This is a genomic window from Myxococcus sp. CA056 (assembly GCF_013336715.1).
Classification (GTDB): domain Bacteria; phylum Myxococcota; class Myxococcia; order Myxococcales; family Myxococcaceae; genus Myxococcus; species Myxococcus llanfairpwllgwyngyllgogerychwyrndrobwllllantysiliogogogochensis.
Map to the genome: position 1 here is coordinate 604,770 of NZ_JABUMT010000005.1, position 12,510 is coordinate 617,279.

Consider the following 12,510-nt stretch of genomic DNA (forward strand, 5'->3'; position numbering starts at 1 on the left):
GTGGAGAAGCTGACTGTGTCGGAGCGGGTGGAGGCCCTGGAGAAGCGCCTGGGCCTGGGGTTCTCGCGCAGGGAGATCGCGCTCGAGGCCCTGACCCACAAGACCTACGTCAATGAGACGCGGGACAAGGACCTCAAGGACAACCAGCGGTTGGAGTTCCTGGGCGATTCGGTGGTGAACCTGGCCGTCAGCCACCGGCTGATGGAGCGCTTCCCAGGCATGCCCGAAGGCGACCTCACCAAGATGCGCGCCCGCATCGTCAACGAGGACGGCCTGGCCCGGGTGGCCCGCACCATCCCCCTGGGGGACCTGCTGCTGCTGGGCCGGGGCGAGCTCCTGTCGGGCGGCCGCGAGAAGAACTCCGTGCTGGCGGACGCGCTCGAGGCCGTCTTCGGCGCTGTCTACCTCTGCGCGGGCCTGGAGCCCGCCGTGGCCCTGGTGGACCGGTGCTTCGCGGAGCTGCTGGACGAGGTCTCCAGCGGCCAGGGGAGGCTGGACTACAAGACGCTCCTCCAGGAGATGGCCCACGAGAAGCTCAAGCTGTCGCCTCGCTACCGCGTGATTTCGGAGGCGGGCCCGGAGCACTCGAAGGTGTTCGAGGTGGAGGTGACGCTGGGCGACGCGCCCTTCGCCCGGGCCTCCGGCCGCAGCAAGAAGGAAGCGGAGCAGTGCGCGGCGCAGGCCACCCTGGAGCGCATCAAGCAGGACGCCGCCACCGCCGCGAGCGCCGCCCCTCCGCCCCCCGAGGGAGGGCCTCCCCCGGTGGAGGCGCCCACCCCGGAAGTGCCACCGGACGACACCTCGGCGTGAAACCCCTTGGTGGGGAAGGGGGTGGGGAATAAGGTGCCGCGCCCATGCGCCCCTCCTCACCCCTCCGTCTGACGTTCGCGCTGGTGGCCTGCCTGGTGGCGGGTACCGCTGTCGCCGCGGCTCCCGGCAAGTGGACGAAGAAGGTGACGGCCGGCAAGGACCTCTACGCCACGCTGAAGACGAGCGAGGGCGACATCACCGTCCGCCTCTTCTCCAAGGACGCCCCGAAGACGGTGGCGAACTTCGTGGGTCTGGCCACGGGTGAGAAGGAGTGGAGGGACCCCAAGTCCGGAGAGATGTCGAAGCAGCCGCTGTACAACGGGACGGTGTTCCACCGAGTCATCCCGGGCTTCATGATTCAGGCAGGGGACCCGACGGGGACGGGCTCGGGCGACCCGGGCTATCGCTTCGAGGACGAGTTCAACAACGGCCACGTCTTCGACAAGCCGGGGCAGCTGGCCATGGCCAACCGGGGACCGGGCACCAACGGCAGCCAGTTCTTCATCACCACCAGCGCGCCTGACCACCTGACGAACAAGCACACCCTCTTCGGTGAGGTGGTGAAGGGCTACGACGTCGTGGAGAAGATTGGCGCGGTGCCTCGGGACAACCGCGACCGGCCGCAGACGCCGGTGGTGCTCACCCGGGTGGAGTTGAGCGACAAGGCGCCCGCGGGCGTCGTCATCCGGAAGGGACCGGCGGCGGATGCCCCGGTGAAGCCCCCGGTGACGCCGAAGCCCCAGGGCGCTCGGCCCGAGTCCTCCCGGTAGGTTGGCGGGACTTTAGGGCAGTGGACGTGAAACGGACCCGCTGCTTCGGCGGGTCCATCAAGCAAGACGGGAGGGCAGCATGGGAATGACGGACGAGGCCCGCGCGGGCAATGACCTTTACGCCACCTTCGACACCACGCAGGGGCAGATTGTCGTGAAGCTGTTCCCGAAGGACGCCCCGGATTCGGTGGCGAGCTTCGTGGGCCTGGCGACGGGGGAACTGGAGTTCACGGACCCCAAGACGCAGGAGAAGACGAAGCGCCCGTTCTATGACGGCACCGTGTTCCACCGCGTCATCGACAACTTCATGATTCAGGGCGGCTGTCCGCTCGGCTCCGGCCGCGGCAACCCCGGCTTCAACGTGAAGGACGAGTTCCAGTCCGGCCGCACGTTCGACAAGGTGGGCCTGCTGGCGATGGCGAACATCGGCCGGCCGCACACCAACGGCAGCCAGTTCTTCCTGACGACGTCGAAGCCGACGTACCTCAACAACAAGCACACCATCTTCGGCGAGGTCGTGAAGGGCTACGACATCGTGGAGAAGATCAGCAAGGTGGCCCGGGATGGTGATGACCGTCCCCGCACGCCCGTGACGGTCAACAAGCTGACCATCTCGACGACCCAGCCGTAGGCCGCCCGCCTGACCACCGCCCCGGGCAGATGCCGGGGGTGGTGGTCTGTTATAGGGCGCTGTTGGAAGTTCCCCCTCAGGGGCTCCCAGCCACACAGGGACTCCCAGACCACCTTCGAAGCAATGGCCTCTCCCAAGAACCACCGCAGCGGCTTCGCCGCGCTCATCGGACGCCCCAATGTGGGCAAGAGCACCCTGCTCAACGCGCTCACCGGTGAGAAGATCGCCATCGTCTCCGGCAAGCCGCAGACGACGCGCAACCGCATCCTCGGAGTCGTGACCCGCCCTGAAGGGCAGGTCGCATTCCTCGACACCCCCGGCATCCACCAGGCCAAGGGGGAGCTCAACCGCTACATGGTGGAGACGGCGATCCAGGCCGCGGAGGAGGTGGACCTGGTCCTCTTCCTGATTGAACCGCCCGCCGGCGAGAAGCCCGAGGTCAGCCCGGGCAACCGCATCATCCTCGAGCGGCTCCAGAAGCTGGGCAAGCCCACCTTCCTGGTCATCAACAAGATCGACTCCATCCCCAAGGGAGCCATCCTTCCGCTCATCGACCTGTACCGCCAGGAGTTCCCCTTCGCGGAGGTGGTCCCCATCTCCGCGCGCGAGAAGGACGGCGTGGAGCGCCTGTTCACCACGGTGCTGAGCCACCTGCCGGAAGGCGAGAACCTCTTCGACGAGGACATGCTCACGGACCAGCAGGAGCGGACGCTGGTGAGCGAGTACATCCGCGAGCAGGTGCTGCGGCACTGCCGCCAGGAAATTCCGTACTCCACCGCGGTGATGGTGGACATCTTCGACGAGTCCGAGCGCGAGCCCCGGCCGGGAACTCCTCCGGGCCAGCTGGGCGGACTCATCCGCATCGCCGCCTCCATCTTCGTGGAGCGCGACAGCCAGAAGGCCATCATCATTGGAAAACAGGGGCAGATGCTGAAGACGATTGGCACGGACGCGCGCAAGTCCGTGCAACGCCTGCTGGGCGCGCATGTGTACCTGGACCTGCGTGTCCGGGTGGAGCCGCGCTGGAGCGAGCGCCCCGAAGGCCTCAAGAAGCTGGGATACGACTGAGATGAAGCCCCTGGTAGCCATTGTCGGACGCCCCAACGTGGGCAAGAGCACGCTGTTCAACCGCCTCATCGGTCGCCGCATCGCGTTGGTGGAGGACCAGCCGGGCGTGACGCGGGATCGCCACTACGCGGACGCGAAGTGGGGTGGACGGGCGTTCACCTTCATCGACACCGGCGGCTTCGTCCCCGGCGAGAAGGACTCGCTGCTCAAGCAGGTGCGCGAGCAGGCCCAGCTGGCCGTGGAGGAGTGTGACGTCATCATCTTCGTCACCGACGGCCGGGAGGGCGTGACGGGCGCTGACGAAGCGGTGGCGAAGTACCTGCGCAAGAGCGGCAAGCCGGTGATTGTCGCGGTGAACAAGCTGGACACCACCAGCGGGCAGATGCAGTCGCTGACCGCGGACTTCTACAAGATGGGCCTGGGCGAGGTGCACGCCATGTCCGCGGAGCATGGCCTGGGCGTGCCCGGGCTGTTCGACGAAGTCGTCGAGAAGCTGCCGCCCAAGGAAGAGGGCGAGGACGCCGAGGCCCCGCCGGACGACGGCATCATCCGCGTGGCCATCATCGGCCGGCCCAACGTGGGCAAGAGCACCCTGGTCAACGCCATCCTGAAGGAGAAGCGGGTGGTGGCCAGCGAGATTCCGGGGACGACGCGGGACCCCATCGACTCGCCGCTGACGTACAAGGACCGCAAGCTGCTCCTCACGGACACCGCGGGCATCCGGCGCAAGAAGACGATTGCCCACCAGATCGAGAAGTACTCGGTCATCGCGGCGCTCAAGGTGATGGAGCGCAGCGACGTGGCGGTGCTGCTGATGGACGCCACGGAGCCCGCGGTGGACCAGGACGCGAAGCTGGCGGGCCTGGCCGAGGAGCGCGGCCGGGCGCTGGTCATCGTGGTGAACAAGTGGGACCTGATCGACGCGGATCAGCGCCGCCAGGAGGCGTTCCGGGAGTCGCTCCGGCACTCGCTGAAGTTCGTGGGCTACGCGCCCATCATCTTCACGTCCGCGCTGACGGGCTCCAAGGTGGAGAAGGTCATGGACGCGGCGGTGGAGCTGGCCGAGCAGTTCCGGTTCCGGGCCCCCACGCCCCAGCTCAACCGGCTCCTGGAGTACATGGTGGACAACCACCCGGCGCCCATCGTCCGGAGCAAGCCGCTGCGCCTGTACTACATCACCCAGGTGACGTCGGCGCCGCCGACGTTCGCCCTCACGTGCAACCATCCGGAGGGCGTGCCTGACATGTACAAGCGGTACATCACCAATCAGCTCCGGAAGACCTTCGACCTGCGCGTGCCCATCCGGCTGGTGTTCCGGGAGCGGCCCGGACAGGCGAAGCGGGCGGCTCGAAAGAGGCCGAGCCATCAGGGGAAGCACTGAAGCGTCCGTGCGTTGACACTCGCGGCGCGCGCTCCGTACAGTGCGCCGCTCTTCCGCTCTCCGACAGGGTAGAGCACCGAAGCGCAGAGAGAGGTTGACCGACGTGGCTGGAACCAAGACCGAGAAGATTCGCCAGCAGGAGCTTCGTCAGCCGGACACCTTCCAAAAGGTCGGCGCTGACGCGCGTGACTGGCTCATCCAGCGGCAGAAGCTCATCGGCATCGCCGTGGCCGTCATCATCCTGGGCGGCGTGGGTGTGGCCATCGCCAGCGAGGTGTCCAAGCGCGGCGAGGCGCAGGCCGGCCAGGCGTTGGGCCAGGCGCTCGCCGTGCTGGATCGTCCCGTGGAGGGCGTGCAGCCCGCGCAGCCCGGCGACACCGAGACGCCTTTCAAGAACGTGAAGGAGCGCGACGAGGCGCTGGTGACGGCGCTGTCGGACTTCCGCAAGGAGCACGGTGGGACGCGGTCGGCGACGACTGCGGCGCTGTCGCTCGGCGAGGCGCAGTTCCGCCTGGGCCGCTTCGCGGACGCGCAGACCGCGTTCAGCGACTTCCTGAAGGGCGCCGCCCAGAACGACCCGCTCCGCGCGGGCGCGCTGGAGGGACAGGGCTACGCCTTCGAGGCGGAGAAGAAGTACGACGAGGCCATCAAGTCCTTCGAGCAGATGGGCGCGGCGGGCGGCGGTGAGTTCCTGGCCGGCATGGGCGACTACCACAAGGGTCGGATGCTCATCGCGCAGGACAAGAAGGACGAGGCCGCGGCCGTGCTGTCCAAGGTGTCCACGGACCACGCGAACACCACGGCGGCGCGACTGTCCAGCGAGCGGCTGGCGGTGCTGGCCTCGCAGGGCGTGAAGATCCCGGCCCCGGCGCCCGCGCCGGCCGCCGTCACTGACGCGGGGTAGCGCGCACGTTATGAAGAAGCAGCTCGTGAGCTGGAGGCGTTGGCTGGGGAGTGCCGTGGCGGTCGGTCTCCTGGGCGGTTGCAGTACCCTGCCGCGCTACGGCAATCCGGAGCTGCCCCGCACGGAGCTGGCGCCTCCGGTGGACTACTTCTCGGTGGACTGGTGGGCGCCACTGGTGGCGCCCACCCTGCTGGAGTACGCGCCGCGCGAGGTCGCCTCGCCAGCGTACGACGCGAAGAGCAAGACGGTCATCGCGCTCACGCGGGATGGCGTCATCCGCGGCGTGGGTCCGGACGGTCAGATCAAGTGGTCCAAGCGGACGACGACCCGCTTCGCGGCGGGGGCCCAGGTGAGCGACGGCGTGGCCTTCGTTCCCGGGGGTGACGGCACCCTGTACGCGCTGGACGCGGCCACTGGAGATCAGAAGTGGCAGTACGCGGCGGGTGAGTCGCTGGCCACGGTGCCGGTGATCGCCGAGGGCCTGGTGTTGGTGGCCTCGGAGAGCGACACCCTGTTCGCGGTGAAGGTCGAGGACGGGGTCTGGGCCTGGCAGTACCGCAGGGACCCGCCGTCGGGCTTCACGGTGCGAGGCGCGTCGACGCCGCTGGTTCGCGACGGCAATGTCTACGTGGGCTTCTCCGACGGCTACATCGTGTCGCTGAACATGAAGGACGGCGGCGCCAACTGGGAGAAGTCGCTGTCGGGAAGCGGCTCCGAGTTCCTGGACGTGGACACCGCGCCCGCGCTGGATGACCACGGGCAGCTCTACGTGGCGTCGTACAAGAATGGCCTCTTCGCGCTGGAGGCGGAGTCCGGAGAGCTGGTCTGGACCAGCTCGGTGTCCGGCATGACGGGGCTGCTGGCGAAGGGGCAGATGCTCTTCACCGTGGGCGACGGCCGCGTGGACGCCTACCTGGCGGAAGACGGACGGCTCCTCTGGTCGCACCCCCTGGGCGAAAGGTCGGGCCAGACGCCCGTGTTCTCCAAGGGAATGCTGATTGTTCCCATCCAGCGGTCGCTGCTGTTCCTGGACCCGAAGACGGGCCAGGCGCGCGTGTCGTGGAACCCCGGTGACGGCGTCTCCGCGACGCCGTTCGTGGCGGGCTCGAAGCTGTTCGTGCTCTCCAACAACGGGTGGCTCTACTCGCTGGACTTCAACGGGCTGAAGGGGTGACCACGGTGGCGACCCGGACGGTCCGCGTGGTGGCGGCGCTGATTCCAGGTCGCCTCGACGCCCAGCGCTTCCTGGTGCAGCAGCGGCTTCCGGGTGGAAGCCGCGCGCTCCTGTGGGAGTTTCCCGGTGGCAAGGTGGAGGCTGGCGAGACGGACGAAGCCGCGCTCGCCCGGGAGTGTCGCGAGGAGCTGGATGTGGAGCTCTCCGTGGGCCGGCGACTGTGGGAAGGCCGCCACGAGTACCCGGACCTGACGGTGGAGCTGGTGCTCTACGCGGCGCGGATGCTCTCTGGTGAGCCGAAGCCGTTGGGCGCGAATGCGCTCGAGTTCCGGACGCCCGGGGAGATGCAGTCCCTGCCTTTCTGCGAAGCGGACATTCCGCTCCTGGAGGAACTGGTGGCGGGAAGGTTGGGCGCGCTCGATTGATGCTCCAGCGGACGTTCCAGCACATCCCCGGCGTGGGCCCCTGGCGCGAGAAGGACCTCTGGGCGCGCGGCTTCAAGACGTGGGACGACTATCCGGCGGCCGGCGAGGGTGTGGCCATCACCCGGAAGACGGACGACATCGCGCGGGAGCGACTCGCGCTGGGTCGTGAGGCGCTGGAGCGGAGGGATTTGCGCCGGCTGGCGGAGCTGATTCCGCCCCGTGAGCATTGGCGGCTGTATCCCGAGTTCCACCAGGACGCCGTCTACTTCGACATCGAGACGGATGGCCGCGAGGCCCAGGCACCCACGGTGGTGAGTCTGTTCGATGCCACGGGCCTGCACGTGTTCATCCAGGGCCGGAACATGGACGCGCTGCCGGAGGCCATGGCGGCGCGGCGGCTGTGGGTGACCTTCAACGGGTCCACGTTCGATGTGCCGGTGCTGCGCAACTACTTTGGCGCGGGGCGGTTTCCGGTACCGGACGCGCATATCGATCTGCGCTTCGTCACGCGTCGGCTGGGACTGGGCGGCGGGCTGAAGGAGATCGAAGGAAAGATTGGCGCCGAGCGTCCGCCGCACATGAAGGGCGTCAACGGCTACGACGCCGTGCTGCTGTGGCGTGCGTATACGCGGCGCGGTGACGTGGAGGCGTTGCGGTTCCTGGTGGAATACAACCTCTACGACTCCTTCCAGCTCCGGACGCTGATGGACGTGGCCTACAACCGCGGCGCCGATGACTTGAATCAGGACGTGCCCCGGCTGCCCGTGTTCGAGCGTGGCGAAGTGCTGTACGACGTGAGCCGGATCATCCTGGAGCTGGGCCCCACGGAGCGGGACCTTCAGACGCTCGAGCGCGTCCGGGCCGAAGAGCAGTTTCCCTGAGTTCCTGAGCAGGGCGGGCAGGGTGCCTCGGCGATTCGCCCCCCTGGGACTCTCTTCCGGTGAACAACCGGCCTCATGGGTTGCACCGCGCCCGTGGAATGCGTCCAGGAGTCGTTTGTAGGGTGAACCGAACCCGAGACGGAGGACCGCAACCCATGAGCGACCCGATTGACCCGACAGAGAGCTCCGAGGTTCCCCAGCGAGGCTCGGCTGGAAAGAAGGCCGCGCTGGTGGGCGGCGCGCTGGTGGCGGTGGGCGTAGGGGCCGCCGTCGCGCTGGGCCTCTTCGAGAAGGCGCCGCCGCCCGTGGTCGCGGTGGCTCCGATCATCGAGGACGCAGGTGTGGCCGCGCCGGCAGCACCGACGGCTTCGCTTCCGGAGAGTGACGGCCGGGTCCGGGAGATGGCGAGCCGGATGTCGGAGGAAGCGGAGCTCCAGCGCTGGCTCCAGGAGAAGGATCTGGTGCGCCGGGTGACGGCGGCCGTGAACAACATCGCGGAGGGCGTGAGCCCCCGGATGGTGCTGGGTTTCCTGGGCCCGGCGGATGGATTCCAGGTCGTCGAGGGCAAGGACAAGTCGGTGACCATCGACCCGCGAAGCCATGCTCGCTACGACCTGGTGGCGCGAGTGTTCGGCACCTTCGACGCGCAGGTCGCCAAGAGCATGTACCGCGACTTGAAGCCGCTCATCGACCAGGCGCATGGCGAGATTGCTCCGCCGGGACAGACGTTCGATTCGACGCTGAGCCGAGCCTTCCAGCATCTGCTCGCGGTTCCGGTTCCGGAGGGCGCCGCGCTGGAGGTCCAGCCGCAAGGAGCGCTCTATGTCTATGCCTCGCCGGAGCTGGAGGGCCTGAGCCGGGCGCAGAAGCACTTGCTGCGGATGGGGCCCCAGAACATTCGGGTCATCCAGGCGAAGCTCCGGGAGCTTCAGGGCGCGCTGGGACTGCCTCCGGTGGCCGCCGAGGGCCCGTAGCGAGCCCGAATGTTGATGGGCGGCCGGGCTCTGGATGGAGCCCGAATATTCGCGGTAGCGAGCCCGAATGTTCAGGGGCGACCCGGGCAAGCCGGGGCCCGAATGTTCGCGGCCAGGCTGGAATGTTCATGCGGGCCCAGGCCGCGCGGCCTGGAACATTCGAGGCGGCACCGGGAACATTCGGGGCCGCCATGAGGCCCAGGACTAGCGGCGCTTTTTCTTCTTGGCCGGCGCTGGAGGCGGTGCCGGCTTTTCCTTTTCGCCGGCGATCAGGAACGTGGTGCGGAGTTCCTCGACGTCGCGGCCCAAGGTGTCCGTGAACGCGGTGCCGGTCTGGGCATCGACGACCAGGGTGTACTCGAAGCCGGTCTTCAGGGGCTGGGGCAGGACGATGCGGTAGACGAGCCCGGTGTCGGATTCCTCGGCGACGTCGTCGGAGACCATGGCGCGCTCAGCGGCGTCGAAGAGCCTGACCCGGTAGTTCCGGAGGCCTCGTGACGCGGTCAGCTCCAGCGTCGAGGTCTGCTCGATGACCGGCTTCTCGCCAGGGTCCAGGGAGATCTCCGCGAGGCCCGCATCGGGAACCTGGGAGCGAAGCGCGAACGTGGTCGGCGGCGGGGCCTTGGGCGCCTCGGGAACTTCGGCGACGCCAGAATCCGGCGACGGACCCGAGGTCTTGTCCGGGCATCCCGTCAGCGCCAGCAGGCCGCAGCAAAACGCGGTGGTGACCGCGGTTCGTTGGAGGAAACGCATGCCAGGCACGGTACGCGGCCACGGTGGCCACGAGAAGCGAGGACTCGATGCGGGCATCCAGGCAGCCAGGCCCACGGTTCACCCCTGTCCTCCCTCTATCGGAACGTCCGATAACATGCGTTATGTAAACTAAGCGAAGGGGAAACCAGGGGTCGTTTTTCCAGGGTTCTTCCCCGCTGTTCCCGGGCCATCGGCGCGCGGCGGTCGGCCAAGATGCGGGCCTTCCAAACCTCCACCACGGCGTTCCCGGACCGGCCCCTATGAGATTCCTCGACGACCTGCTCGCGGATGCGCGCTTCGCGTTCCGCACGTTCCGACGTGCGCCCGGCTTCGCGGCCGCCGCCATCCTCTGCCTCGCCCTGGGCATCGGCGCCAACGCCGTCATCTTCAGCGTGGTCCACGGCGTGCTGCTCCGGCCTCTCCCGTACGCCGAACCCGAGCGGCTCGTGTCGCTCGTCGAACTGCGCGCCCAAGGCTCCGGCGGCCCGGTCTCCTGGCTCACGTTCTTTGACTGGCGCGATCAAGCCCGGGCCTTCGAGCACATGGCGGCGTTCACCGTGGGCGGCTCGATTCTCCGCGCGGACGACGATTCCGAGCGCCTGGAAACAACCCGAGGCACCGCCGACTACTTCACCGTGCACGGCGTCCCCCCGTTGCTCGGCCGGACTTTCGCGCCCGGCGACGACCAGCCCGGCCATGAGCCCGTCGCGGTGCTCAACGAGGCGCTCTGGCGACGCCGTTTTGGCGCGAATCCCGCCGTCCTTGGCCGCACGGTGCTCCTGGACAATGTCCCGCATACCGTCGTCGGCGTCATTCCCGAGTCGTTCGCCCCGGACATGGACGTCTGGCTGCCGCTGGTGGCTCCGCCCGATGCCCGTGGCGGTCGCTATTCCACGGTGCTCTCCGTGCGCGCCCGGCTGGCGCCCGGAATCACCCTGAACTCGGCCAACGAGCAACTCAAGGCCGTCACCGCCGGAATCGCGGCCGCGGGCCCGGATGCCCTCAAGGAACGCACCGCCCGGGTCGACTCGCTCGCCGAGGCCCAGACGCGGCTCTGGAGCGGCCCACTGAAGCTGCTGCTCGGCGCCGTGGCCCTGGTCCTCCTCATCGCCTGTGCCAATGTCGCGAACATCCTGCTCGCGCGCGCCGGTGCCCGCCGGCAGGAACTCGCCGTCCGCGTGGCGCTCGGCGCGACGCGCGCCCGCGTCATCCAGCAACTCCTCGTCGAAAGCCTCCTGCTCGCGCTCACGGGCGGCGCCCTGGGCGGACTGCTCGCGCACTGGGGCCTGGACGCGCTGCTCGCCGTGGTCCCCGAGTCGATGCCACATCGGGCCGCGGTCTCCCTCGATGGGACGACCTTCCTGTTCCTCGCCGCCATCTCCATCGGGAGCGGCCTGGCCTTCGGACTGCTTCCCGCGCTCCAGGTCTCCCGGCTCGATCTTCGCGGGGCCCCCATCCAGGGCGGCCGACGCCTCCGGTCCACGCTGGTCGTCGTGGAGCTGGCGGTCTGTCTGGTGCTCCTCGTGGGCGCGGGCCTCCTGGGCCGGGGCTTCTTCCAGCTCCTCGGCACGTCCCCCGGGCTCGCTCCGGAGCAACTGCTCACGCTGCACATCGCCATCCCCGACAGCCGTTTCTTCACCGATCAGGGCCTGGACGGAAACGTGCCGAGCACCCTGCTGGAGCCCATCCTCGACGAGGTGCGAGCGCTGCCCGGGGTGAGCGCCGTGGGAATGACGTCGCTGCTGCCCATCCAGCGTGCATGGAACAACGCCCGCTATGTCATCGAGGGCGAACCGCCCCCGGAGGCCGGCTCGGAACCAAGGGCCGAGCGCCGCTCCACGAGCCCCGGCTTCTTCGCCACGGTGGGAATCCCGCTCAAGCAAGGCCGCGACTTCACCACCGCCGACGCGGCCCCCGGTCAGCCCGCCACGGTCATCATCAACGAGACGCTCGCGCGCCGGCACTTCCCGGACGGCAACGCCCTGGGCCGCCAGCTCCGACTCGGCACCGGGGCCCACACCATCATCGGCGTCGTGGGCGACGTGCGACAGGCCGGCCTGGACAAGACGCCGCTGGCCGAGCTCCACGTCCCCTACGGCCGGCCCTGGGGCGACGACAGCCTGGTGCTCGTCGCTCGAACCTCGGTGCCACCGGAGACCTTGCTGCCCTCGGTCCGCGAGGCCGTGCGCCGGGTCGACTCGAGCCTGCCCGTCTTCCGCGCCCTCACCATGGACCAGGTCATCTCCCAGTCGCTCGGCTTCCGGCGGCTCGTGCTGTGCCTGCTCGGCGGCTTCGCGGCGCTCGCCCTCGTGCTATCCACCTACGGCCTCTATGGCGTCATCTCGCTGCTCGTCTCGCAGCGGACGCGGGAGCTGGGCATCCGCATGGCGCTCGGGGCACGGCCCGGAGACGTCCTCCGACTCGTGCTCGGCCAGGGCGCGAGGCTCGCGGGAGTGGGCATCGCCCTGGGGCTCGTGGGCTCCCTGGCGCTGACCCGGTTGCTCGAAAGCCAGCTCCACGGAATCACCGCCACGGACCCCCTCACCTTCGGCGCCGTGGCCACCCTGTTCGCCCTCGTCGCCCTGCTGGCCTGCTGGTTTCCCGCGCGCCGCGCCACCCGCGTGGACCCGCTCGTGGCCATGCGCACCTGAGTCACGGCGACCCGACCCGGAGCGGCGGGTTCTCGACGCGCTGCGATAGCCAACCCTGGGGAGCGGTCATCCGCTCGAATCGTGCAAT

At 68.7% G+C, this 12,510-nt stretch carries 12 protein-coding genes; 11 read left to right on the forward strand and 1 reads right to left on the reverse strand.

Annotated elements, in window-relative coordinates:
* The 10 genes from rnc (at position 1) to HUA76_RS24650 (ending at position 9,018) form a co-directional block, all read left to right on the forward strand.
* On the forward strand, positions 1-810 hold the full coding sequence (rnc, locus tag HUA76_RS24605; protein WP_174455500.1) for a ribonuclease III: 810 nt from the start codon (positions 1-3) through the stop codon (positions 808-810).
* Positions 811-854: 44 nt separating this feature from the next.
* Positions 855-1,580, forward strand: a complete 726-nt coding sequence (locus tag HUA76_RS24610) for a peptidylprolyl isomerase (protein WP_174462222.1) — start codon at positions 855-857, stop codon at positions 1,578-1,580.
* Between the two features lie 79 nt (positions 1,581-1,659).
* Positions 1,660-2,211 (forward strand): peptidylprolyl isomerase, encoded by a 552-nt coding sequence (locus tag HUA76_RS24615; protein WP_174455502.1) that lies wholly within the window; start codon positions 1,660-1,662, stop codon positions 2,209-2,211.
* A 123-nt stretch (positions 2,212-2,334) separates the two neighbouring features.
* Complete coding sequence (gene era / locus HUA76_RS24620) at positions 2,335-3,279, forward strand: GTPase Era (RefSeq protein ID WP_174455503.1); 945 nt, start codon at positions 2,335-2,337, stop codon at positions 3,277-3,279.
* A gap of 1 nt (position 3,280) precedes the next feature.
* Positions 3,281-4,660, forward strand: coding sequence for a ribosome biogenesis GTPase Der (gene der / locus HUA76_RS24625; RefSeq protein ID WP_174462223.1), 1,380 nt, complete (start codon positions 3,281-3,283; stop codon positions 4,658-4,660).
* Positions 4,661-4,763: 103 nt separating this feature from the next.
* The gene (locus HUA76_RS24630) at positions 4,764-5,564 is read left to right on the forward strand and encodes a tetratricopeptide repeat protein (RefSeq protein WP_174455505.1); all 801 of its coding nucleotides are present in this window, start codon (positions 4,764-4,766) and stop codon (positions 5,562-5,564) included.
* Between the two features lie 10 nt (positions 5,565-5,574).
* Positions 5,575-6,738, forward strand: coding sequence for a PQQ-binding-like beta-propeller repeat protein (locus tag HUA76_RS24635; protein WP_174462224.1), 1,164 nt, complete (start codon positions 5,575-5,577; stop codon positions 6,736-6,738).
* A complete protein-coding gene (locus tag HUA76_RS24640) occupies positions 6,735-7,163 on the forward strand; it encodes a (deoxy)nucleoside triphosphate pyrophosphohydrolase (RefSeq protein WP_174462225.1) in 429 nt (142 codons plus the stop codon). Before HUA76_RS24635 ends, HUA76_RS24640 begins: the two co-directional genes overlap by 4 nt.
* The gene (locus HUA76_RS24645; RefSeq protein WP_141648043.1) at positions 7,163-8,044 is read left to right on the forward strand and encodes a ribonuclease H-like domain-containing protein; all 882 of its coding nucleotides are present in this window, start codon (positions 7,163-7,165) and stop codon (positions 8,042-8,044) included. The genes HUA76_RS24640 and HUA76_RS24645 overlap by 1 nt, the downstream gene beginning before the upstream one ends.
* Before the next feature lie 155 nt (positions 8,045-8,199).
* Complete coding sequence (locus HUA76_RS24650; RefSeq protein ID WP_174462226.1) at positions 8,200-9,018, forward strand: DUF3014 domain-containing protein; 819 nt, start codon at positions 8,200-8,202, stop codon at positions 9,016-9,018.
* A 204-nt stretch (positions 9,019-9,222) separates the two neighbouring features.
* Here the strand turns inward: HUA76_RS24650 and HUA76_RS24655 are convergent, their stop codons facing one another.
* Positions 9,223-9,771 carry a hypothetical protein gene (locus HUA76_RS24655; RefSeq protein WP_141648045.1) on the reverse strand — a complete coding sequence of 183 codons (549 nt, stop codon included), beginning with the start codon at positions 9,769-9,771 and terminating at the stop codon, positions 9,223-9,225.
* 260 nt (positions 9,772-10,031) lie between these two features.
* Between HUA76_RS24655 and HUA76_RS24660 the strand changes: the two genes are divergently transcribed.
* Complete coding sequence (locus HUA76_RS24660) at positions 10,032-12,422, forward strand: ABC transporter permease (protein WP_174462227.1); 2,391 nt, start codon at positions 10,032-10,034, stop codon at positions 12,420-12,422.
* Positions 12,423-12,510 lie beyond the last annotated feature (88 nt).

Bases quoted from the DNA above. Each gene is read 5' to 3' on its own strand.
- HUA76_RS24610 (WP_174462222.1), top strand. From the start codon at position 855: ATGCGCCCCTCCTCACCCCTCCGTCTGACGTTCGCGCTGGTGGCCTGC.
- era (WP_174455503.1), top strand. From the start codon at position 2,335: ATGGCCTCTCCCAAGAACCACCGCAGCGGCTTCGCCGCGCTCATCGGA.
- HUA76_RS24645 (WP_141648043.1), top strand. From the start codon at position 7,163: ATGCTCCAGCGGACGTTCCAGCACATCCCCGGCGTGGGCCCCTGGCGC.
- HUA76_RS24655 (WP_141648045.1), bottom strand. From the start codon at position 9,771: ATGCGTTTCCTCCAACGAACCGCGGTCACCACCGCGTTTTGCTGCGGC.
- HUA76_RS24635 (WP_174462224.1), top strand. From the start codon at position 5,575: ATGAAGAAGCAGCTCGTGAGCTGGAGGCGTTGGCTGGGGAGTGCCGTG.
- HUA76_RS24660 (WP_174462227.1), top strand. From the start codon at position 10,032: ATGAGATTCCTCGACGACCTGCTCGCGGATGCGCGCTTCGCGTTCCGC.
- HUA76_RS24615 (WP_174455502.1), top strand. From the start codon at position 1,660: ATGGGAATGACGGACGAGGCCCGCGCGGGCAATGACCTTTACGCCACC.
- HUA76_RS24650 (WP_174462226.1), top strand. From the start codon at position 8,200: ATGAGCGACCCGATTGACCCGACAGAGAGCTCCGAGGTTCCCCAGCGA.
- der (WP_174462223.1), top strand. From the start codon at position 3,281: ATGAAGCCCCTGGTAGCCATTGTCGGACGCCCCAACGTGGGCAAGAGC.